The sequence below is a fragment of the Streptococcus alactolyticus genome, assembly GCF_042649785.1.
GTDB classification, from domain to species: Bacteria; Bacillota; Bacilli; order Lactobacillales; family Streptococcaceae; genus Streptococcus; species Streptococcus alactolyticus.
The window spans coordinates 36,457-60,268 of record NZ_JBHRZX010000014.1 but is presented as its reverse complement, the minus strand read 5'-3'; the positions used below and the strand labels follow the sequence as shown (position 1 = coordinate 60,268).

The 23,812-nt window shown below is 35.6% G+C and carries 22 protein-coding genes and 2 pseudogenes; 17 read left to right on the top strand and 7 right to left on the bottom strand.

What is annotated here, in order from left to right; genetic code table 11:
- Positions 1 to 417 precede the first annotated feature (417 nt).
- The 15 genes and pseudogenes from ACFORE_RS04200 to ACFORE_RS04130 all read left to right on the top strand — a co-directional run.
- Positions 418 to 1,608, top strand: a complete 1,191-nt coding sequence (locus tag ACFORE_RS04200; RefSeq protein WP_000997693.1) for an IS256-like element ISLgar5 family transposase — start codon at positions 418 to 420, stop codon at positions 1,606 to 1,608.
- A gap of 133 nt (positions 1,609 to 1,741) precedes the next feature.
- Complete coding sequence (locus ACFORE_RS04195) at positions 1,742 to 3,931, top strand: ATP-dependent nuclease (RefSeq protein ID WP_000470931.1); 2,190 nt, start codon at positions 1,742 to 1,744, stop codon at positions 3,929 to 3,931.
- Positions 3,928 to 5,721, top strand: a complete 1,794-nt coding sequence (locus ACFORE_RS04190) for an ATP-dependent helicase (protein ID WP_000181735.1) — start codon at positions 3,928 to 3,930, stop codon at positions 5,719 to 5,721. The genes ACFORE_RS04195 and ACFORE_RS04190 overlap by 4 nt, the downstream gene beginning before the upstream one ends.
- 199 nt (positions 5,722 to 5,920) lie before the next feature.
- Positions 5,921 to 6,235: a YdcP family protein gene (locus tag ACFORE_RS04185; RefSeq protein WP_000421279.1), complete on the top strand. Its 315-nt coding sequence runs from the start codon at positions 5,921 to 5,923 to the stop codon at positions 6,233 to 6,235.
- A 20-nt stretch (positions 6,236 to 6,255) separates the two neighbouring features.
- Entirely contained in the window at positions 6,256 to 6,633 is a 378-nt protein-coding gene (locus ACFORE_RS04180) for a YdcP family protein (protein ID WP_001234191.1), read from the top strand.
- A 9-nt stretch (positions 6,634 to 6,642) separates the two neighbouring features.
- Positions 6,643 to 7,416, top strand: a complete 774-nt coding sequence (locus ACFORE_RS04175; protein ID WP_000185761.1) for a Mom family adenine methylcarbamoylation protein — start codon at positions 6,643 to 6,645, stop codon at positions 7,414 to 7,416.
- A 21-nt stretch (positions 7,417 to 7,437) separates the two neighbouring features.
- Positions 7,438 to 8,841: an FtsK/SpoIIIE domain-containing protein gene (locus ACFORE_RS04170; protein ID WP_001130244.1), complete on the top strand. Its 1,404-nt coding sequence runs from the start codon at positions 7,438 to 7,440 to the stop codon at positions 8,839 to 8,841.
- Positions 8,842 to 9,022: 181 nt separating this feature from the next.
- Complete coding sequence (gene mobT, locus ACFORE_RS04165) at positions 9,023 to 10,207, top strand: MobT family relaxase (protein WP_000426689.1); 1,185 nt, start codon at positions 9,023 to 9,025, stop codon at positions 10,205 to 10,207.
- A complete protein-coding gene (locus tag ACFORE_RS04160) occupies positions 10,204 to 10,494 on the top strand; it encodes a hypothetical protein (protein ID WP_000055376.1) in 291 nt (96 codons plus the stop codon). The genes mobT and ACFORE_RS04160 overlap by 4 nt, the downstream gene beginning before the upstream one ends.
- The gene (locus tag ACFORE_RS04155) at positions 10,491 to 10,712 is read left to right on the top strand and encodes a hypothetical protein (protein WP_001009054.1); all 222 of its coding nucleotides are present in this window, start codon (positions 10,491 to 10,493) and stop codon (positions 10,710 to 10,712) included. Before ACFORE_RS04160 ends, ACFORE_RS04155 begins: the two co-directional genes overlap by 4 nt.
- Before the next feature lie 59 nt (positions 10,713 to 10,771).
- Positions 10,772 to 11,533, top strand: a complete 762-nt coding sequence (locus ACFORE_RS04150; RefSeq protein WP_001565981.1) for an abortive infection family protein — start codon at positions 10,772 to 10,774, stop codon at positions 11,531 to 11,533.
- A 66-nt stretch (positions 11,534 to 11,599) separates the two neighbouring features.
- Entirely contained in the window at positions 11,600 to 12,094 is a 495-nt protein-coding gene (locus ACFORE_RS04145) for an antirestriction protein ArdA (RefSeq protein ID WP_000870467.1), read from the top strand.
- A 55-nt stretch (positions 12,095 to 12,149) separates the two neighbouring features.
- Positions 12,150 to 12,788 (top strand): DUF6037 family protein, encoded by a 639-nt coding sequence (locus ACFORE_RS04140; protein ID WP_000248477.1) that lies wholly within the window; start codon positions 12,150 to 12,152, stop codon positions 12,786 to 12,788.
- Between the two features lie 71 nt (positions 12,789 to 12,859).
- A complete protein-coding gene (locus ACFORE_RS04135; RefSeq protein ID WP_000723887.1) occupies positions 12,860 to 13,255 on the top strand; it encodes a conjugal transfer protein in 396 nt (131 codons plus the stop codon).
- Positions 13,239 to 13,829, top strand: a pseudogene (locus ACFORE_RS04130) (conjugal transfer ATPase TcpF); the annotation flags it as partial. The gene ACFORE_RS04135 and the pseudogene ACFORE_RS04130, both read left to right, overlap by 17 nt.
- Before the next feature lie 10 nt (positions 13,830 to 13,839).
- Here ACFORE_RS04130 and ACFORE_RS04125 read toward each other — a convergent pair.
- The 7 genes and pseudogenes from ACFORE_RS04125 to ACFORE_RS04095 all read right to left on the bottom strand — a co-directional run bounded on the left by ACFORE_RS04125 (position 13,840) and on the right by ACFORE_RS04095 (position 22,549).
- Entirely contained in the window at positions 13,840 to 13,965 is a 126-nt protein-coding gene (locus ACFORE_RS04125) for a cysteine-rich KTR domain-containing protein (protein ID WP_319020699.1), read from the bottom strand.
- Positions 13,966 to 14,125: 160 nt separating this feature from the next.
- The gene (gene tet(M), locus ACFORE_RS04120; protein WP_002335119.1) at positions 14,126 to 16,045 is read right to left on the bottom strand and encodes a tetracycline resistance ribosomal protection protein Tet(M); all 1,920 of its coding nucleotides are present in this window, start codon (positions 16,043 to 16,045) and stop codon (positions 14,126 to 14,128) included.
- Between the two features lie 251 nt (positions 16,046 to 16,296).
- Positions 16,297 to 17,226, bottom strand: coding sequence for a conjugal transfer protein (locus ACFORE_RS04115; protein WP_000584386.1), 930 nt, complete (start codon positions 17,224 to 17,226; stop codon positions 16,297 to 16,299).
- A 16-nt stretch (positions 17,227 to 17,242) separates the two neighbouring features.
- The gene (locus ACFORE_RS04110; RefSeq protein WP_000768372.1) at positions 17,243 to 18,265 is read right to left on the bottom strand and encodes a bifunctional lytic transglycosylase/C40 family peptidase; all 1,023 of its coding nucleotides are present in this window, start codon (positions 18,263 to 18,265) and stop codon (positions 17,243 to 17,245) included.
- Positions 18,262 to 20,289, bottom strand: coding sequence for a CD3337/EF1877 family mobilome membrane protein (locus ACFORE_RS04105; protein WP_000192392.1), 2,028 nt, complete (start codon positions 20,287 to 20,289; stop codon positions 18,262 to 18,264). The genes ACFORE_RS04110 and ACFORE_RS04105 overlap by 4 nt, the downstream gene beginning before the upstream one ends.
- Positions 20,286 to 22,151 (bottom strand): annotated as a pseudogene (gene tcpF / locus ACFORE_RS04100) (conjugal transfer ATPase TcpF); the annotation flags it as partial. The pseudogene tcpF and the gene ACFORE_RS04105, both read right to left, overlap by 4 nt.
- Before the next feature lie 44 nt (positions 22,152 to 22,195).
- Positions 22,196 to 22,549 (bottom strand): helix-turn-helix domain-containing protein, encoded by a 354-nt coding sequence (locus ACFORE_RS04095; protein WP_001227350.1) that lies wholly within the window; start codon positions 22,547 to 22,549, stop codon positions 22,196 to 22,198.
- Positions 22,550 to 23,079: 530 nt separating this feature from the next.
- Here ACFORE_RS04095 and ACFORE_RS04090 point away from each other — a divergent pair.
- Both ACFORE_RS04090 and ACFORE_RS04085 read left to right on the top strand, forming a co-directional pair.
- Entirely contained in the window at positions 23,080 to 23,502 is a 423-nt protein-coding gene (locus tag ACFORE_RS04090) for an RNA polymerase sigma factor (RefSeq protein ID WP_000804879.1), read from the top strand.
- Positions 23,499 to 23,729, top strand: a complete 231-nt coding sequence (locus tag ACFORE_RS04085; protein ID WP_000845143.1) for a helix-turn-helix domain-containing protein — start codon at positions 23,499 to 23,501, stop codon at positions 23,727 to 23,729. Before ACFORE_RS04090 ends, ACFORE_RS04085 begins: the two co-directional genes overlap by 4 nt.
- The last annotated feature ends 83 nt before the right edge of the window (positions 23,730 to 23,812 follow it).

Below are 23,812 nucleotides of genomic sequence, written 5' to 3'. Positions count from 1 at the left end.
AACTTGCAGGCTAATAGCTTTTTAATCCTCTGTTTATTACTCCCACTCTGTTTTCAACGTAAAGTGTATAAAACAGAATGCGATACTATCAAGGGAGTTAAAACAATATACAGAACAGTAAAACACTATAAATAAAAATAAAAGTGCAATAAAAGTGCAATTTTTGCACCTAATCATACTCTGTTTATATATGAAAACTAGATTCTGAATCCAATATTTGGTTAACGAGAGGCGTTCGAATTTGAACGTCTTTTATATATTACTTTCAAATAAATATGAGGTAGAATACTATCTATTTTCTTTTTAACCCAATTGTTATAATGGAGAGTGTAAAATATTTTGTGTAAATAGAAAAAAGGAAGTCCCTTCTGTAGAATAGAGTTACCACAACACATTCACAGAAGAGAGGACTTCCCTATGAACGATTTTACTACAGAAATTCTAAAGACTCTAGCGAACAAAGGCGATTTGAATGAATTATTCCGTGTCCATTTGGAGAAAGCAGTCAATACGCTTCTCAAAACGGAGTTAACGGCTTTCCTAGATTACGAAAAGTATGATCGCATTGGTTTTAACACGGGTAATTCTCGTAACGGCTCCTATGACCGTACGGTCAAGACCGAGTATGGGGAACTTCATCTCCAGATTCCGCGCGACCGCAATGGTGAGTTCAAGCAACAGACTGTTCCTGCTTATAGACGGACGAATGACACGTTAGAGGAGACCGTCATTCACCTCTTCCGAAAAGGTATTACCATGTCGGAAATCGCAGACTTGATTGAGAAAATGTATGGGCATTACTACACGCCCCAAACCATGTCCAATATAACAAAATCATTTACAGAAGAGGTAACGGCGTTTAAAGGGCGGGAGCTTCATGACCGTTATGCTGCTATTTATATGGACGCAACGTATATTCCGTTAAAGCGGAAAACCGTCGCCAAGGAAGCTATTCATATCGCAGTTGGCATTCGCCCGGACGGATCAAAGGAAGTATTGAGCTATGCGATTGCACCGACTGAATCCATCACGATTTGGGAGGAAATTTTATTGGACCTTCAAGAGCGCGGTTTGAAAAATGTCCTCCTGTTCATCACGGATGGCTTAAAGGGGATGGTAGGAGCGATTAGTCGGTTCTATCCCAAAGCTCGTTTTCAACATTGTTGTGTACACGTTTCCCGTAATATCAGTCACAAAGTGCGTGTCGATGATCGTAAGGAAGTCTGTGATGATTTTAAAATGGTGTATCAAGCCTCATCTAAAGAGGTGGCGTTGGAAGCACGTGGTGCTTTTGCGGAAAAAAGGAAAACCAGCTATCCAAAAGTGGTTGAATCGATTCTTTCGAACGATCACTTGCTCACTTTCTATGATTTCCCCTTGGCCATACGCAAGAGTATTTATTCTACGAACTTGATTGAATCCTTTAATAAGCAAATCAAGAAATACAGCCACCGCAAGGAACAGTTCCAAAACGAAGAGTCGATGGAACGTTTCTTAGTCTCGTCTTTTGATACTTACAACCAAAAATTCCTAGGTCGCAGTCATAAAGGCTTTCAACAGGCCGAAGGCGAACTTGAACAAATGCTAAGCCAACTGATTGAGAATTAGAAACAATCTGCAGTAGGGAAGAATCATTTACACAAAATTATTGACGCTCCCTTATAATGAGAACTTTTACTAACATAATTTATGATAAACTTACTATATAATCATATTAATTAAATAGTTAGGAGATCTGCTTATGTTTATATCTACTCTTCAAATTCGAAATTTTAGAAATTATGAATCCGAAATCTTTCGATTCGATAATGAGACAAATACTATTATAGGTGAGAATGATTCAGGGAAAACCAATGCTCTTACTGCATTGAGAATCTTATTAGATGATAGTTATTACTATAGTAGTAAAACACTGAAAGAATCAGATTTTTTTCATGGAATTCAAAATGGGTGGCAAGGGCATTGGATTATTATCTCTGCGACATTTGAAGGAATCAGCGAAGAAGAATTTGACAATGAGATTTGTGCTTCCATTTCTTTAAATTCTGAAAGTCAAACAATCTTAGAAGAATTGATTTCAAATGCAGATAAAGGTGTAGGTAGTATTTCTCTATTTATTAGACCTAACAAAGCTATTAGAAAGCAATTATTTGATATTTCCACTGAATTAGACTCTCATCAATTTAACGAATTTAGAAATTCTATTCGTCTATCCGACTATGAATTTTACTACACATCTAAATCAAATCTAAATTTCTGTATCAATGAAAATTATGATAAATTGGTAGGAAGACTCAATGACAATATAGCTAGTAATCCTGAAGAAGACGATGAAGCTCTTTTGGGCTCAAGAATTGACATGTCAGATATTTTCAAGCATATTTCGGTTGTTTATGTTGACGCTCTTCGAGATGTTCTTAGAGAAATGAAAAACAATCGAAACCCTGTCAAAAGAATCATGGAAACAATTGAATCAAAAATATCATCAGATAATGTTGAGTCATTAAAAACAATTATACAGCAATTAAATGAGACTATTACCAGTGTTCCTGAAATTAGGAAAATTGGCGAAAATATTAATCGGCAACTAAATAGCATAATTGGTTCAGTGTATTCTCCTAATCTTCTTCTTTCCTCAACTATGTCAGATGATATGGGTTCTTTAGCAAAATTTCTTTCAATGAAGCCAGAACAAAATATCGACTTAGACTTACTAGGGTTAGGACATCTAAATATGATTTATTTAGCTTTGAAAATAGTCGAATTTGAAGCGTGTCGTTCAAGAGAACTACTTAATATTATGTTGATTGAAGAACCAGAAGCTCATATTCATCATCATATTCAAAAAACTCTGTTCGAAGGATTAAATCTTCAAAAAAACTATACTCAGATTCTCATGACCACACATTCTGTACATTTAGCTGAAGTGTCTGAAATATCTCGGATGAATGTATTAAAATCGTTTAATGGCAAATCTATCGTTATGAATCCAGCAAATAATCTGAACTCATTTGCTAAAGAAAAGTTAAAAAAGAACAATCTAAATCTAATAAACGCAGTAGAGAGATATTTAGATGTTAAAAGAAATGGATTGCTTTTTTCTAAAGGTGTTATCTTAGTTGAAGGAGATGCTGAAGAAATACTTATTCCTCAAATAGTAAAAAAATTATTTGGTATAAACTTAGACGAACTTGGAATAGGTTTGATTAATGTTGGTAGTACTTCGTTTGAATATATCGCTAGCTTGTTTGACGATGATAGAATACAGAGAAAGTGTGCTATTGTAACTGATTTAGATGAACAGGCAATCCCATCAGAACATCGATTGTATAAAAGCACTGCACAAGAGAAAGGTCAAGCAAGAAAAGAAAAATTATCCTCCCTTTTTAATGAAAACAATTGGGTTAATTGTTTTTATGCTAATACAACATTTGAAATTGAGTTTTTAGATGTGAATAAAGAAAATATTCTAACTTATGTCAGTCCAATTATAGATGACGCATTCAAAGATAAAAAAACAATAACTGCTTATAAAGAAGAAATACAAAGTGAACAATATTTAGAAAGAAATTTAGCGATGTTAAAACTAGCCAATCATGTTGGTAAGGGGTGGTTTGCAATTGAGTTAGGTGAAAAAATTGACTTTTTAATCAAAATTCCTAAGTATATTCTTAATGCTATTGCTTTTGCATGTCAGGAAATAGTAGATCTCTCAATTTATAAAAAAATTCTACTCCATACAATCGACTTGTACGAGGAAACTACAGAATTGTCAGCTTTATCAGCTAGTTTAAAAACAAGTGATACAGCTGATTTGAATATAGCAATAATTTCTTTATTAGAGTACTTTGGTAAAGATGAGGATGTTGTGTATCTAATCAATCAGATAGAAAATTACACAAAAATACTTTATGCTGAGGTTTCAAAATGACAAATATCTTCGAAAAAATCGTAAATGATTTAAATTTAGAACAAAAAGATGTTGTGGAAAGTGAAGATAACCTTTATGTAAATGCATGTCCTGGGAGTGGGAAAACAAGGGTACTTACAAGGAAAATTGCTTACCAAGCAATTAAACACGATGGATCACTAAAAAGAATAATTGCTATCACATACACTAATAGAGCTGCTGAAGAAATTAAGGAACGCCTAAGTTTACTTAGTATAGATGATGATATTAATATTTGGGTGGGGACAATACATCAGTTTTGTCTTGAATTTATTATTTATCCTTTTAAAATGAATCTCTCAAGAGTATCAAAAGGATTTACAATTATTGATGATTATACTCAAAGAGCTTACGTCAGCCAAATTAATAATATGCTGAATTTAAATCTCAAAACGTATGAACTGAACAAAATTGATTTGTCACTTTCTCATGATTTTAAAATTAATGAAGTTCAGTATACTCAAGTTTCTGAAATGTATCACACTATGTTGGAAAAAAATAAAGAAATTGATTTTGATATGATTTTACTAGTAGCGTATAAAATTTTAACTGTAAACAGTAACGTTGCACGTAATATTGCTAGTAATATAAGGGCGATTTATGTGGATGAATTTCAAGATACTAGAGAATTACAATACAATGTAATAGCTAAATTACTTCAAAACAACCCTCAAATTCAGTCAATGTTTGTTGGAGATATTGACCAAGCAATTTATGGATCATTAGATGGTATAGCTAAATCAGTTGAAGAACTAGAAATGCTAACTAGTCACACTTTTCAATCAAAGACGCTACATGGCTGTTACAGGTCTAATCAGAGATTAGTAGACTTCTACTCTAATTTTCAGAGTTGTCCTTACGAGATTGAAAGCAGAGGGAATAATAAAAACGACCGTGGTTTTATAAGTTATGATTGCAAAGTTACTAAGGAGGATTTACCCAACATAATAAAAAATATAATAAAGGAAAAGATTGAAAGCGGCATTCATGAAAAAGATATTTGTGTACTTGCTCCTCAACACTATCCTCTGTTTTCACTGGGTGAGTATTTAAAGAAAGAATTACCGTATTGCAATTTTGATGCTATAAATATATCACCAATTAAGGTAAATAATCATAGTTTATTTTTCAAGTTAGCAATTTTGTACTTTACTGAATCAGGTGAAAAGGTTCGAAGAAGAAAGCTAATTGCAAACGATATTTTAATTATATTAAAAAATGAATTTGGAATAGAAGTTAAAGATTATTTTATTGACTTAGATTTATTACAGCTAATAAACAGTGTGAAAAGAATGTATAGTGGAGACGACAACGGTGTTGATTTATACAAATTTGTTACCAAACATATATTTGTTAATCTTAATATTGACGAGAAAAATTACCCGTCTATTTTTAAGCACTATCTATTTTTTATTAACGAAGTAGAAGATCGGATAAAAAATAATTCATTATCTAGTAGTGTATCTAGTTTTAAGAAGATGTTTAAATCTCGAGATGGTATCACACTTACTACAGCACATAAAGTTAAAGGAAATGAGTATGATACTGTTATCGCTATTAATCTTCTAAACGGGAAAATTCCTCATTGGAATGAAATTTTTAATGTTTCTGATAAAGGAATTAGTTCAGCGAGAAAACTACTATACGTAATTTGTTCAAGAGCAAAAAATAATTTATTTCTTTTCTCAGAGGTGGGTTATTTTACGAGTAAAGGAGACTTGCTTTATCCCACTCAATTATTAGATAAAATAGAATTTGATTATAATATTTAAAATACCTAGGTAGTCGTTGTTTTAAATATAGTAGGAATCGGACGCTCAGTACGGAGCGTCTATTTTTTTACCCAATTTTGAAAGGAAGTGAACTTATGAAAATAAAAAATCAAGAATCAAAAGGTCGCTCTCCCCCCTTTAAAACCATCACACAAATAAGATTCATTCAAACATAAAAACAGAAAGGATAGGTAAAAATATGGAACTTAAATATGTCATTCCCAATATGGAAAAAACATTTGGACAATTAGAATATGCTGGTGAAGGGAACATTGAACAACGTCGAATAAATGGCAGACCAACCATTCTCTCTCGTAGTTACAATTTATACTCAACGATTCAACGAGCAGATGATATTGTTGTCATTCTTCCCTCCGAAGCTGGCGAGAAACATTTTGAATCCGACGAAAAAGTCAAACTCATCAACCCACATATTACCGCAGAAGGTTATAAAATTGGCAATCGAGGATTTACCAATTACATTATGCACGCAGACGATATGGTAAAAGCATAAGAAAGGAAAGGTGAAAAAATATGAGATTAGCAGAAGGTATTGTGATTGAAAAAGACCAGACATTTGGCACATTGAAATTTTCCGCCTTGCGTCGTGAGGTTCGTATCCAGAATGAAGATGGTACGGTTTCCGAAGAAATTAAAGAACGTACCTATGACTTAAAATCAAAAGGACAAGGACGCATGATACAAGTCAGTATCCCCGCTTCTGTTCCTTTGAAAGAATTTGACTACAACGCAGAAGTGGAATTAATCAATCCTGTGGCAGATACCGTAGCGACGGCTACTTTTCGAGGGGCAGACGTTGATTGGTACGTGAAAGCAGACGATCTTGTATTAAAAGGACAGACAAAACCTCATCAGAAATATAAAAAAGAAGCGTCCGAAAGTGAAAAATAGGTGTTGCTTATGACAAACACACCATTGATTTTGAAAGAAATTCCGAAAGATGAAGCCATTTCTTTTATTCGGCAATACCATTATTCAAAGATACTCCCTAGATTGTGTAAATACTTTCTAGGGATTTTTTCAGAAGAAAAATTATTAGGCGTTGTGGAATTAGGCTGGGGTACGCAACCCCTACAAACCATACGCAAACTCTTTCCCGACAGTTCCCTTCAAACCACAGATTATTTAGAAATTGGAAAGATGTGTTTTCTTCCAGAAATGAATCAAACCAATTATTTTGGCAGTCAAGCTCTTTCAGCTCTAATTAAGTGGTTGAAAGAACATACGGACTGTCATTTTTTATATACACTGGCAGATGGAATTGAGGGAAAATGTGGCTATGTCTATCAAGCGTCCAACTTCTTTTACTGCGGGTATTTCAAGACAAGTGTCTATCGTGATAAGCAGTCATGGGAAAAGATACACCCTCGAAGTGCTCGCCTTTTATTAGAGGAAAATGCTCGCTTTGAACAGGTAGAGAAAAAGCATTGGCTTTCCCAGGCATTTTGCGAATACAAAGGGATTGAGAAAATCAATGGACGCATGTTTCGCTATCTCTATCCGTTGACAAAAGAAGCGAAAAAACTGTTAGGACACACTCTCTATCGACGTCATTATTATCCGAAAGAAAAAAATTTACGCTTTGAAAAGCGAATCGCTTATCAGAAATATGAAGCCATTTCTCAACCAACTTTTGATAAACAGGCTCGTATCTACAATACACAATTATTTTGATAGGTGGAAAGGAGGATTTTTATGCCATTGCTTCATGACAGAGGAGAGCGAATCAAAGCCAACGATAAGCACTTGGTCTATCATTTTGTACTAATTTCATTGCTGGTAGTTTTTCTAGTCGTCCTACTCCCTTTTCATTGGAGAGCGTTACAATCGGTGAACTGGCAAGCAGTTCAGTTAGATACATTTTTCTATCAACTTCATACGCCATACTTTTGGAGCAGTATTCTCACTGCTCTTTTTGTATGCGGACTTATCAGCTGGCTTTATTATCACTATCGTATAGATTCTATAAAACAGTTAGAGCACCGTCAAAAGTTAGCTCGTATGATTTTAGAAAATCATTGGTATGAAGCCGAAGAAACTCAATCAGAGGGATTCTTTAAAGATTTACCCAGCAAGAAAACCAAACAACGAATCCGCCATTTTCCTAAAATATATTATCGAATGAAAGATGGACTAATCCATATTCATGTAGAAATCACCTTAGGGAAATATCAAGATCAGCTTTTGCACCTAGAAAACAAACTAGAAACAGGATTGTATTGTGAATTAGTGGAAAAAACGTTGAAAGATTCTTATGTAGAGTATGTCCTACTTTATGATACTATTGGCAATCGAATTGGCATTGAAGACGTGGTAGCTCAAGATGGACGTGTCAAATTGATGGAATCGGTCTATTGGGAGTTCGATTCTCTCCCTCACATGTTAATTGCTGGGGGCACTGGTAGTGGAAAATCCTATTTTATTCTCACATTGATTGAATCTCTCCTGCATACAAATGCAAAGCTTTATATTCTTGACCCTAAAAATGCTGATTTGGCAGACTTAGGGGCGGTCATGAATAATGTCTATTACCGTAAAGAAGATATGTTGGCATGTATCAATCAATTTTACGAAGATATGATTGATCGCAGTGAAACCATGAAACAACACCCTAACTATAAAACAGGAGAAAATTATGCTTATCTTGGTTTGTCTGCCAATTTTCTTATTTTTGATGAATATGTGGCAATGATGGATATGCTAGGTCGTGAAAGTACCACCGTTATTCATAAACTCAAACAAATTGTAATGTTAGGACGACAAGCAGGCTTCTTTTTAATTCTTGCCTGTCAACGTCCAGACGCAAAATATTTTAGTGATGGGATTCGGGACAACTTTAACTTCCGTGTGGCTTTGGGTCGTATGTCTGAAATGGGCTTTGGTATGATGTTCGGAAGCGATACACAAAAACAATTTTTCTTAAAACCCATCAAGGGAAGAGGTTACGTGGATACAGGAAAAAGTGTGATTAGTGAGTTTTATACACCCCTTGTACCAAAAAGGTACGATTTCTTAGGAGAAATAGGAAAAGTCATTCAAAAAAAGCAATCTGAGCCTGTACCGCACGAAGTGAAAGGTACAGGTTCAGACTTGCTTTGACTGGTGTGGCGTTAGCCACGCCAATCCTTTAGCCCCCTCTATCTAACAGGGGGGCACAAATACAACTGAAAACAGGCAATTCTCATCAACCAATGTTGATGGTACAAAGGATTGCGGAAAATATGAAAGGTGTAAACTCAAGGGTCATAGTTTACATCTTTTTTAGATTGGAGGTTTGCGAATGGAAAACGAAAAAATTTGGATTAAGGAATTGAAAGAAAAGCGACTGGCTTATGGCGTTTCTCAAAATAAACTGGCGGTTGCTTCTCATATTACCAGACCTTACCTATCGGATATTGAAACAGGCAAGGCAGTCCCTACTCAACAGGTGAAAGAAGATTTACTGAACGCTTTGGAACGCTTCAATCCCGATAACCCATTGGAGATGTTATTCGACTATGTACGGATTCGATTCCCTACCAATGATGTGGCTCAAATTATCGGTGAGGTTTTACGTTTGAATATGGATTATATGCTACACGAAGACTTTGGCTATTATTCTTATCCCGAACACTATCGTTTCGGTGATATTGTTGTCCTAGTCTCTCATGATGTAAGTAAAGGTGTTTTATTAGAACTGAAAGGAAAAGGCTGTCGGCAATTTGAAAACTTTCTATTGGCTCAACATCGGAGCTGGTATGATTTCTTTCAAGATTGCATGGAACATAAAGGTATTTTCAAACGCTTGGATTTAGCTATCAACGATAAAACAGGGATTTTGAATATTCCAGATTTGGCAAAGAAATGTAAACAGGAAGAATGCATTTCCGTCTTTCGAAGCTTTAAAAATTATCGCAGTGGTGAATTGGTTCACCGTGATGAAAAACCATACATGGGAAACACACTTTATATTGGCTCATTAAAAAGTGAAGTCTATTTCTGTATATATGAGAAAGATTATGAGCAATACGTGAAAAATGATGTTCCCTTAGAAGACGCAGAAGTAAAGAATCGGTTTGAAATTCGGTTAAAAAATGACCGAGCCACCCAAGCCATGAAAGATTTATTGGCACATCAACAGGCGGAAAAAACAGCCTTTGAAATTATCAATCGCTATATCCGCTTTGCAGATAAAGACGACACTAAACGTCGGAGTGATTGGAAAACTAATGAACGTTGGGAATGGTTTATCGGTAAAAATCGTGGAGCATTACGCCTAACCACACAGCCAGAGCCTTATTCTTTTGAACGAACATTGAACTGGTTACATCATCAAGTCGCCCCTACATTAAAAATCGCAAGCATTTTAGATGTTCTCAACGGTACAACCATTATCTCCACCATGATTCAGGAAGCCAAACTGACAGAAAAACATGAGAAATTAATTGAACAACAACATCTAGCCATGGAGGATTTGATTACATGAGCCTTTTAACAAAAGAATTAAAGAAGTTAGGGTTTCAGTGTGGCATTGAGTTTCAAGCGTATATACAAAATACAGGGAAATATACGTCTCTCATTATTGAGGGAAAACGGCAAGCTGGTGATACCATCTATACCTATGATTTTTACAAGGTGAGATTTTATAATAATTATACCAATCGAGTAACCGTCTATGGAGAGCATTTAACCCCTTTTCAATTATTAAGGCGTGTAAAAAGCTATATCTATTATCGAGAAAAATATCTTAAGGAAAGGAGGACAATCACATGAATTTTGGGCAGAATTTGTACAACTGGTTCTTGGATAATGCACAGTCATTGGTATTGTTAGCGATTGTTGTCATTGGACTGTTTTTAGGTTTTAAACGAGAATTTTCAAAACTCATTGGCTTCTTGATTATTGCTCTAATCGCCGTCGGACTTGTGTTCAATGCAGCTGGCGTGAAAGATGTGTTATTAAACTTATTTAACCGAATCATTGGTGCTTAACAGATATTTTTCATGATAAAATAGGAAGTATATATTTTGTTATGAAAGGATTTATGAATATGTTTACAAATGATCAATTTAAATCTCTTTTAATTAAAACATTAGAAAGAAAGAGCTCTTCAAATTATTATGAAGGAGGTAACGAGATTGTTTCTAAAATGAAAATATCAGAGGTAACTTTAGATGAGACTGACGATTTTACTTATTATAAAGGATATAAAAAGGGCTGGAATACGCTTTGCACATATCTTAAAATAAGAGTTCCTTTTGATGATTTAGACTTTTTTGAAAGTCATAAAGATTTGATTACCCAGACAGCAAGCTCCATATATGATAAACAAGGTGATAATGTATTAGTGGATACTATTTTAGTACCACTTCCAGAGAATTACGAAGTAATTAACTTTAGTCAGTTGAAAATTAGTGATGTGGTTTCACAAGCTATTGAAGACGCTGAGTCTTTTATGAGTAATGGTGAATATCAACGTGCCTTTGACAGAGTTCACACTGCTTTTCATGGATATTTAATTGAAATACTAAAAAAATATGAAATTACAGTTCCTAGAGACGAAAATCTATCTAAATTATATAGTAGGATACAACAATTAATTGAAAAAGAAATTCAACCTACTGAACTTGCTGATATAGTGAAGACAACGATAAGGTCATCAAATGGAATGATTAGCTCTCTTAATGAAGCAAGAAATAGGCATTCACTTGCACACCCTAATACAAATATTATTGGAAAGAGAGAAGCAAAACTAATAATAGGTATTTCAAGTACAGTTACAGATTATATTAGCGGATACCTTGATAAGTAGCGTCATTAACTGATTGCTACTTTTTTTATGACTATTTTTATAAAAAGGATGTGATAAGAATTGGAAATGAAAGTCTATGTGGCAAATTTAGGACGGTATAATGAAGGTGAATTAGTCGGAGCATGGTTTACTCCACCAATTGATGAGGAAGAAATGGCAGAAAGAATCGGTTTAAATGAGGACTACGAAGAATATGCAATACATGATTTTGAGCTTCCTTTTGATGTGGACGAATACACGCCGATTAGTGAAATCAACCGTCTATGTGAAGCCATTCAAGAAATCGAAGGTACACCTATTTATAATGAACTCAAAGAAATTCAAGGCATGTGGTTTAGTAGCTTGGAAGAATTACTGGAAAACAAAGAGGATATTCATTGTTATAGTGATTGTGATTCGATGGAAGATGTCGCCCGTTATTACGTGGAAGAAACAGGACAGCTTGGTGAAGTCCCTTCCAATTTACAAAATTATATTGACTACCAATCTTTGGGACGTGATATGGAAATAGAGGGTAATTACCTAGTTACCTCTCATGGGGTATTTGAATATTGTCAGTAAGTTTAACAATCCGTGTTATAATTAAATTAATAAATAGCACGGAGAGGTATAAATTATGGTAAATGTATTTGAAAATCTTAAACTATTAAAACTAGACATGAAAGATAAAGGCTGGGTGATAGATTCCTTTTACTTTCGTTACAAACAGCAAAATTATATTGTACTTGTTAAGCTATTTGAAAAAGAGGAAAAAGTTCCAGAATATGCTCTGTTAAAACTAGAATTTTTAAAGGAAAACGATTTTTCAGATATGCTAGCTGTCTATGCTAATTCGGTAAAATTATATACAGACACGAAAACAATAAGAGAATATTTTGGTATCGAATACAGTAGTAACTTGGGAGATGTTTTATTTCAATTTAGCCAAACTCTTGCTCGATTTATTCCGACAGAAGTTAGTGAGAAGAAAAATGAAGACCAAAAAGAAGCCATGTGTTTCTCATTAAGTCAAAGTGATTCAGAAGATCCCAGAAAAAAATATTGTTTTTCAGTTAGAAGAAATCCTTTAAAGGGAAATGGTGAGCTGGGAAAACGAAGTCCTTTTAATGACAATAAAACGAGATTGTATAGACCCAGCTTATATGAACGATTAGGGTCAGATACCAATTTAAGTTTCAGATATTCAATGAATCCAGATGATGAAGAAACTGATGAAGGTATTATTGCAAAATGGACAAAAAATAAAATTGAATAGTTAAAGCATTGAAAGAGCAATCACCTATTTTGATTGTTCTTTTTCTATTTTTACGGAAAGGACGTGAAGACATGAAAAAAATAAGAAGTTACACCAGTATTTGGTCAGTAGAAAAAGTGATTTATGCGATTAATGATTTACAACTCCCTTTCCCAATTACCTTTACGCAAATGACATGGTTTATCGTTTCTTTGTTTGTCGTCATACTCTTTGGCAGTTTACCACCACTTTCTCTGATTGACGGAGCACTACTCAAATACTTAGGGATTCCCATTGTTCTCACTGGGTTCATGTGCCAAAAGACCTTTGACGGAAAGAAACCCTATGGATTTCTAAAGTCTATCATTACCTATGCTCTACGCCCTAAAGTAACCTACGCTGGCAAACAAATACGATTAAAAAAAGAAACAATGAATGAATCGATTACGATTGTAAGGAGTGAACAACTAGATGGCATATCCGATTAAATATATGGAAGATAATCTCGTATTTAATCATGATGGCGAAGTATTCGCTTATTATGAATTAATTCCCTATAATTACAGTTTTTTAAGTTCCGATGAAAAAATTCAAGTTCATGATAATTTCTGTCAATTGATTGCCCAAAATCGTGATGGCAAGATTCATGCTCTGCAACTAGCAACCGAATCAAGTATTCGAGCCACACAGGAACAATCGAAAAAAGAAATCACTGGACGATTAAAAGAGATAGCTTACGAAAAAATAGATGAACAGACCGAAGCGTTAATTTCTATGATTGGTGACAATCAAGTAGACTATCGCTTTTTTATTGGTTTTAAACTCTACCTCAATGAACAGGAAGTATCCGTAAAAAATGTTGGGAAAGAAATTCAAAAAGCATTTGCGGAATTCTTTCATGGTGTGAATCACAAATTAATGGGCGATTTTGTTTCTATGCCTATGGCGGAAATCGAACGCTTTTCTAAGATGGAACAGTTGTTAGAAAGTAAATTATCCAGACGCTTTCAGATTCGTAAATTGGAGAAAGATGATTTTGGTTATATTATTGAACATCTTTTCATTTCTCAAATTATCGGCTCTGCGTCTTGGCGTCTGGCTCTTTGATTGTTATTATATTCATTTTTTGAACATTAATTAAAGTTTCGTTCTTACATTTGGGGCAGTATAAAGGGAAATTTTTAAGTATAGTATCCACTCGTATTCGTAGTCTTGTTTTATTTCCACAAATAGGACACAATATCCACTTGTAGTTTATAATAACAATCTCCTCCTTTCCACTTTAATTCAAATCTATATTAAAGAATATTTCATCTTATTTAATAAGAAACCATATTTATATAACAACATAAAACGCACTAAGTTATTTTATTGAACATATATCGTACTTTATCTATCCGACTATTTGGACGACGGGGCTGACAAACAGATTCACCAGTAGTAACATAGTACCCTTTTAACTCTGTTAAACAAACGCTACGTCCATTTGTAAAGAAAGTTAAATCATTACGATATTCTTGAATACACCGAGCAGGAATTTCTCCACTAAGAATGACCTCATTATTTTTCAGTTGAGTGTCTACGATGTTCGCACAATATTTAGGAGCATCGTTATATGCTCGTGAAAGATATTCTTGTGGTGCATAAATTTTAAAACTAAGATATGGCTCTAACAATTCTGTTCCAGCTTTTTTTAAAACTTGTTCCAATACAATAGGAGCAAGCATCCGAAAATCTGCTGGGGTACTAACAGGGCTATAGTATAAGCCATACTTAAAACAGATTTTACAGTCCGTCACATTCCAACCATACAATCCTTGTTCACAGCCATATCGTATCCCTTCCATAACTGCATTTTGAAACGATTGATTTAAGTATCCAAGAGAAACCGAGCTCTCATACTGTACTCCGCTCCCTAATGGAAGCGGTGCTACAGAAAGACCAATGGAAGCCCAGAAGGGATTCGGTGGCACTTCGATGTGAATGGTATACTCTGCTTTTTTTAACGGTCTTTCCATATAAATGACTGTAGGCTTTTTTATTTTTACCTCCACATGATACTTTTCTTGCAATAGAGCACAAGTCACTTCCATTTGTACTTTCCCTAAGAAAGAAAGTATGATTTCATGTGTCGTAGAATCCACATAATATTGTAGAAGCGGGTCACTGTCGGAGATTTCTAAAAGTGCATCAAGTAACATTTCCCTTTGTTGAGGTTTGCTCGGTTCAACAGTTGTTTGCAGCAGAGGGAGCGGATTTTCAATTCTCTCTCTCTGTGGCAATAGCTTTGTATCTCCAAGAACACTATTTAGCTTCAAAAACTCATTTTGCAAAATAACAATTTCCCCGGAATAAGCCTTATCAATTTTACATAATTCACCATTTATTGAAGTATACATTTCTGTAATTTTTATTTTTTCCTTTTCCGATATTCTAACCGAATCCCGCAAATGCAGGATTCCGCCATAAAGGCGTACATATGCAAGACGTTGTCTTTCTTCCGAATATTCAATTTTGAAGACATTTCCGCAAAGTTCAGACTTCTTTCTGTATGTTGATGAATAAAATTTATTCGTTATCACTTCTATAAGCTGCTCAATCCCTATGTTGCTTTTTGCGCTTCCATGATAAACAGGGTACAAGGAGCAATTCTGAAATCTTATGCTTTCCTCTTGTTCGAGTTCCAATGCTTCTAATGATTTACCGGACATATATTTCTCTAAAAGGTCATCGTTTCCCTCTATTACCGTATCCCATTGTTCAGATTCGGTAAAGTTCGTCACACACATATTAGGATACAGTTCTACCTTCTGTTTGATTACAATTTCGGCAGAAAGTTTCTCTTTAATATCCTGATAAACCGTTGATAAATCAATTCCATTTTGGTCAATCTTATTGATAAAAAAGATTGTGGGAATCCCCATTTTCCTAAGTGCATGAAATAATATACGAGTTTGTGCTTGTACGCCATCTTTTGCAGAAATCAGTAGAATTGCCCCATCTAAAACTGATAATGAACGATATACTTCTGCTAAGAAATCCATATGTCCTGGCGTGTCTATGATGTTCACCTTCGTATTTTCCCACTGAAAAGAGGTTATTCCTGTCTGAATTGTAATTCCTCTCTGACGTTCTAAAAGCGTATTATCCGTCCTCGTTGTACCTTTGTCCACGCTTCCTAATTCTGTAATCGCTCCACTGTTATATAATAAGCTTTCTGTTAAGGTAGTTTTTCCTGCATCAACATGAGCTAAAACTCCAATATTAATAATTTTCATGTGATTTTCCTCCATTCAAAAACCCAAAAGGGCATAAAAAACTAAGCCCTCCTAAAAAAGGACATCTAATTATTTGTTCCCGCTATCAAATTGACAGTTTATTTAAGAATACCTTGCCGCATATTTATTAACTCCTTTTAAATAGTCACTTAAATAATAGCACGTAAGAGCATATTTGTAAAGGAATCTCCAATTTTTTATCAAAAAGAGTACATGATTACAAAGTATCTGTAATCATGTACCAATATTTGTTATTTTACAATCTTCCAATTATCTTGTTTTTCTAATATCAACTCAAATTGCGAGATTTGGGTTGCCTTTGTTTCTTGATCTAAATATTTCACAGCGACATTCACGATTACTTGGTTATCTTTTCTGGTAAAGATAGGATTCACCAATTCCTCGAAAACATATTCCTTGTTAATCATAGGTAACACATGATTACTTACATAGTAAGTCAATTCTTTTTCTGTGGCGGTAGGATAGAGCTGGAAGAACGTTTCTAAAAAGCTAATGATTTCGTCCATCGTTTCTGTATCTACTGTATGGTCACTTTCTAGCTGTTTGGGTTGGTAGTCCGATTTTTGAGGTTTCTTACTCATTGTCGGATTTTTGATAATAACCATATTATCTGATTCATCTATATGGACAACCACATGAAAGCTAGACGATATAGTTTCCTTGTCTTTGTCTTCGGTAATAACTTGTTCAACAGAAAACAGTACCTCAAAGGTGTTCTCATTCACTTGAGAAACCTGCCACACCTGTATATCGTTCACACTAGAACTAGTAGGAATATCCTTACGAATCATTTCTTCATTTAATACCTGCAATTCTTCCGTCAAATAATGGGTCAATTTCTCATTTCGTTTATCAATGGCTTCTTGGGATTGTTGCCACGAAAAGTAGTCTTTCGCAAAGGATTTCACAAAACTTTCTACTTGGTTGGTATCGACAATCTGCTGTTTAATGATTTCTGTTTCACGGACAGTATGAGTGTCAATGGCAGTAAAATTTTTATAGATTCCAAATCCGACACTACCAATCAATAAAACCCATAAAACAAAGGTTAATTTCTTATGCGTGCCAACTTTAATCATCGGAACTTTTCTTTGCTTGCTCGGTTTTTTAGATTTCTTTGGTTTCTCCTTCTTTTCTTTTCGCTCGATTTTTATAATCATTTGATTCATTCCTTTCTTAGTTATGAATAACACGTCTAGCCCCAATCAGATGGTCTTGCCAATAACGACTGCTTAAGTCGCCATAACCGATTGGGTCGCCTGCATGATAAAAGCGATTTCCCTCTAAATATATCGCCACATGAGTCACATATGTGCCTGCATTATAGGTTGAATGAAAGAAGATAAGGTCGCCTGCTTGGGCTTCTTCCATAGAGATTTCTTGCGTAGCGTCATACTGATCTTGGGCGACACGAGGGAGAGAAATGCCAGCTTTGTCATACACCCATTGTATTAAGCCACTACAATCAAAAGAGGTGGTAGGCGACGCCCCTCCAAAGACATAGGGAAACCCTTCGTATTTCAAGGCTTCGTCCATAATGACTTGCACGGTTTCATCATCAAATTCTGTTGGGGAAGTGTCGGTTAGGTATTGTGAAACCAACTGAACATAAAACTGATTTCCATAGTTATATCGCCAACCACCATTCACAGGTATGGCTATGGGATTGGGATAGTCTGCTTTTTGACCACCCGACTTCTCTTTAGAAAACTGTTCGGCTAATTCATAGGTATATTTTTTCCCATGACTCCTCACATAATTTAAAAAGCCACCGCCATAATTATAAGATTGGATAACAGAATCTATATCCACTCCTTGTTGTTCTGCACTGGTTAATAATTCACTGAAATATTTAACCCCTTGTTTGATGGACTCTTCGGTACTCAAACTGTTGGGCGGTAAACCCAAAGATTCGGAACTTTGCATAACATCTTCTGCTGTACCGCCCGATTCCACTTGCATAATGGCTAAGATATAAGAAACATAGTCTTCAATCCCATATTCCTTACCATATTTTTCAATCAACGGACGGTGTGCCAACACTTCTGGTGAAACGGTCACACCGCCTTCTGGAATAGAAGAATCCTTGTTGTTTTCGCCACTGTCCGTATCATCTGCAAAGAAAATGACTAGGAATAATAAGAGAAAAAAGAAGAGAGAGAAGACCACACTACAAATCACTGTTATTTTTAGCTTCATGTTTGTTGTCCTCGCTTATCCGTTCTTTTATTTAGCTTCCTCTGATTGAATTGCTTCGGTGGTGTCTTTTGTTTTTGCTCTTTTTTCAATGGTCGCTGATGATTTTCACGTTTAGTGTTTTGTGACAAAACAGGCGTGACGGTTTGCTGACGCTTGCGAACATGCTGCTGGTTATTCTGAACAGGAGATGATGGGTTTTCTTTTCGTCTTTTTTCTTTTGCTTTATCCAGCTCCAAACGCTTTTGAGCAATGTTCTTTCGTTTTTGCTCCTGCTGGTTCATACGCTGTTGTTTGCGTTGAGCTTTGGTATCTGCCATAGATTGTTTAAAGTCTGTTACATTATGAGTGACATTCTCTTTTCCTTGATGAAGGGCATATTTGACATGGGTTGGTGTCGCCTGTATCTGTTGTTTTGCCTGCTTTCTTTTATTGACTAGACGATTTTTCGTGTCCAATACATGGGCTGTCTTTTCACCTAATCGTTGCCCGATACCGCCTTGTTGCTTTTTCACATTGGAAAGTGCTGTTTCTTTCTTTGGTGTAGTCCGTTCATTTTGACGAGTATGGTTAGCTTTATTGGTTTGATTCTGCTTTGTTGTCATTGTCTTTTGCTTCGTTGACCCTGCTTTTCCACGAAAAATCTTACTCATACTGCGTTGAAATCTTCTGGTTTGTCGATTCATCATTTGACGAGGTCTGCGAAACACTTGTCTGCCCATGTTTTGAGAGTCGTTGCTTTGTAAAGAGAATAGGCTCATTAAATCGCCCAGTTTAAAATAAATCCCTGCAAAGGTCACAATTTGTAAAAACATAATCATGAAAAAGGGAGAACTTGCTGACAGCGAATAAAGCATAGTGGAAATACTAAAGGCAACGGTAATAATCAAGGTAATACCAGCCCTTGTCATAATCACATTAAATAACTTGGTAATGGCATGCCTGCCCATGCCATCAAAACTCGGCAACATACTTAATAGGAAACTGATTGGCAAAAACATAGCGAAAATAATAAATAGCACTTGCGAAAAAATCATGATTCCTGTTAGAAGGAAAACAAAAATCGAGATACCAATATTGAATACAAACAAAAAGAAGACTGTTCCTAATCTGGAAATCGTCTTCGGTAGGGTTAAATAGGTATTGTCATGATCTTCAATTTCTTCAATCACTACATTTTCTCTATCTTCACCATTGTTTGTATCTGGACTGGTAGACAATAAACTTTCCACACGTTCTTCCCCTAACGCTTCTACATCAGTGGAGCCATATTGAAGCAATAGCCATGGTTGCTTTACTTGAACAGAGAATAAGCTGTCACGTATCATGTCCACACTGTCTTTCCCTTGACTATCCGTGTTAGGAAGAACAATTTTTGTCCCAATATTCAGACTGGCGGTACTGACATCTTTGGAAAAATCATTGATTTTCGCAATATAATCGGGTGCATACGCAATAAAGGAAGCCGATAGAATAAACACCACGACAAAGTTTAAAACAGCTCGTATCACTTTCGTCGTTTCTCGCTTAACCAATCCTGTATAGGCAACATAGATTCCAACAATGAGAATAAAAAGAAGGAGGAAACCGACATAAAACCCTGAACTGGAAAAGCCATTCGGTGTAATGCCTGCAATCGTCTGCATGTTTTCGCCAATTGCTTGGGATGTTTGACTAATGAAATCTAAGGCATAGGCTTCTTTCACCAAATAACCTGTGGCGTTCGATAGATAAAGAGAAATTGTCCAAATAAAATTAGTAATGGCATACAATCCATACATCACCGATTGTCCTATGCCATCACTCCAATTCCATGGAAGCCAGCCCCAGCTATTGTCCACATAATAATCAAGCTGATATTGATTCAAACCATACTTGGAGTATTCATTGCTTGTATCAATGGTTTCATCAACTAAGCCTGTCGCTTGTACTGCATTGCCCAGCGTGCCTAATAAAAGTAAAATAACGCCCACACAAAGGAGCGTTATCCAACTATAGTGAAGAAATTTCTTTTGTTTTTGTGTCATTCTTCCACCTCATTTCGCACAGGCGGTCTGGTATCAAAGGCATGAAGCAACTCTTCAAAAATCGGGTGAAACTGCATAACCCCTACACGACCATAGATGTCTGAAACTAAACATTGTCCATTTTCTAATTCACGTAAGCGTTTCTGATTGTTTTCATCTTCCTTGTCCACACCAAAAAATTCTAAGGTCTTTTTGATTTCCACTAGGTCAGTGGAACGAAAGGCAAATTTCAAGCCAATATTATTCTTCATCTTTTCATCTAGTAAATCGTCCGCGTTTTGAGTAACGAAATAGACCCCTGCATTCATGGCACGTCCTGCTCGAACCAATCGCATAGATAGAGCTTTTCCTTGTGCCACTTGTAAAAAACTCCAAGCCTCATCAAGGTCAACAATTTTAAAAATGGAACGGTCAGAGTGGATAAAGTCTAAAGCAAAGGTACTAATGACAATCAGCATTGCCACACTTAATAATTCCATGGTAGTGTATTCTTCAAAAGAGCTATTGGAATCGGGTAAGACCAAATCTGCCACTTGAATAATATTGAGTTGTTTTTCCAAGCTAATGGATTGGGTGACACTGCCATCACTGAATAACAGATGGGCAAAATCATAATCGACAAAGCTTTCGATATGGTCAGCAATACTATTGCTGATGGGCGTATCTTCTTTTCGCAATTCATCAATCACCAATAACAACCCTCGTTGTTTGCTTTGAGTTACACTCCGAATAGCTTTACGCAGGACAGGAAACTTCTCGCTATCTCGGCTGGAAATACCTGTTAAGAACGTGAGAATATCAATGGCAAGGCTTTCTGAATCTTTCGGGAGTTTTAAAATCACATAAGGGTCAAGTAACCCTTTATTGTCGTTCTCACTCGTGAGATTAACAATATTGATTTCATGGGCAATATCAGGTAAGGTTTCTTTCCATTCACCACGTTCAGCTTTTGGGTCAACAATGGTTGCCTGTCCGCCAAAGAGTACTGAATAATAGACCAGCATATTGTTAGAGAATGATTTTCCGCCACCTAATGAACCAATAAAAGCGGACGCTAATGCATTTGTTACAGAGCCTTTAATTCCTTGACTTGCAAGGCTAGGTTGGAGATAAATATTTCTGCCTGTATCGAGATTGTAACCGACGTAAATACCAGAATTTTCACCAATCATTTGTGTAGCACCGAAACCAAGACCAGCCAAAAAATCCGACGTGACATATTGAATATAGTCATTGATATATCGCTTGCTTGAGGGAATAAATTCATTATGCAAGCCTAGCATATCGCCAAAAGGTCGTACTAATTTGATAGACAGATCATCATAAAAATCTTTTACTTCATCACAACGTTGTTTCAGCTCGTCCAAATTCTTTGCCGATACCCGTACCACATAGCTTAGTTTGTACATAGATTCTTTGGTTTGGTCTAAATTACTTTCTAATTCATCGACAGATTCTAAAGCGTCCACCACATTAGTACTGGTTTCGTTGTCGCTTTCCCATGCGTGGCTATCTAAATCTTTCAGTTCTTTCTTTTTATTGCGAACGGTAGATAAGGCTTTTTTATTGGCGACAATTTCAACATTCATACTGGTATCAACGGGGAAAGTAAACTGCTGTTGCTGGTAATAAAAAATTTCACTATTAGGGAAATCCAATTCACCAACAATACTATTAATTGTAAAATACGCCACATAAGTAGTGGTATCTTCCTGTTCAATCCGTAAATAGCGTTGATTTTCTTCGATTAAACAGCGAGTGGGTTTGAGAATATCGTATTTCTTTACCAACACTTTTTTATCTTCGTATCTTTTCGGTAAATGGTAGTCGTAGTCATCAAAAGGGACACCTGTTTGCCCGTAACTCTCATCTTATCGGCTCTTTTTGTTTATCTGAATTTTACTGACTAGCCTTCAATATTTCTTGCTTCATTGATACCTTTTGCTAGTGCTTCCATTAAGGATAGTTCTTTGTCTGTAAAGCTATCCATGTATTTTTCTACCTGTAACCTTCGAGTGCTTTTAATCAAATTATCTGTAGGTAAGAAAAATTCATCAATAGATACATGGAGTAATGATACAAGATCATACAGCACTTGTGTACTTGGGTGTTGTCCTTTGTTTTCTATATTTGTTAAATAACGTGGGTCAATTTCAATCATTGTTCCCACTTGTTCACGAGTGAGACCCCGTTTCATTCGAGCCTCTTTAATCGCTAAACCAACGGCTCTAAAATCGTATTTATCTTCTTTTTTACGCATACTAAATCACCTCTATACATTTTACTGTTCCTATATAACCATAAACAGGTATAGAAAAACATGTTATATAGTTTATGAGTTCCTATAGAACACTGTGGAATTTATTAATGCGATGAATCCAATTTCAAATAGAAAGGTCGCTGATTTTATTTACCTATACAACTTTATAAAATTTAGTCATACTCCTAGAAAGTAGATAAAATTGGCGACTTAATGGAGGGAAAAGTCGCCATGAGAAAGATAATCTGTCATCTAGTTCTCTTAATTAAGTTCTTATCAAAAAAACTTATCCACCTGTACTGGATAGATATGACCATCAATGTGGTTTTGCAGATTACATAGATAGAAAAATCAAAGCATATGAACAGAGAAAACAATCTGTTTATGTGCTTTTTTGGTCACTTAATAAATATCTTTTAGGATTTCTCTTCATTTATGCAACAAATCCCCCTTTCGTGTCGGGGCTTAGTATGAAGGGAGATAAAGAAGCACATGCCACTCCCTTTCACGACAGAAAGGGGGTGAAAAGCATGAAACCATCTTCTTTTCAAGAAACCATAGAAAATCAGTTTGACTATATCTGCAAACAAGTTATTGAAGATGAACGAAAAGATTACTTCAAACATCTAGACAGACTATCAGCAAAAGAAGTCTCGTTTTCTGATATAGATAACTACCTTGTCAACTCTTTTTCTACTGTTGATACGTACGTCACTGATTTCCAACTATTTAAATTATTTGGATTAAGAATCAATGTTGAAAGTGATTTATTAAGTGAAGCCCTGCGTCATCTTTCAGAGAAAAAACGGAACATTATTTTACTTCATTACTTTATGGATATGAGTGATGTGGAGATTGCGGAGTTACTAAATTTGAATCGTTCGACTGTTTATCGTCATCGAATAAGTGGACTAGCCATGATTAAAGAATTCATGAAGGAGTGTAAAGAATGAAAACAGCCTATCCAAGGGTCCCCTTCCCCCTCATTGTAAAGGCGACAGATGGCGACGTGGAAGCAATTAATCAGATTGTTAAACATTATCGAGGGTATACCTCAAAACGTTCATTACGTCGCATGACAGACGAATATGGAAATTCTCATATGGTTATTGATGAAACCCTACGTGGCAGAATGGAAACGAAACTCATCTCTAAGATTTTATCGTTCGAAATTAAATAGTCCCATTTTTTCGTGGAAGCGTGTCGAATCGTATCCACGCTTCCCGATTTGGGAGGTTTGTTATTCCATCAAAGCATATTGTG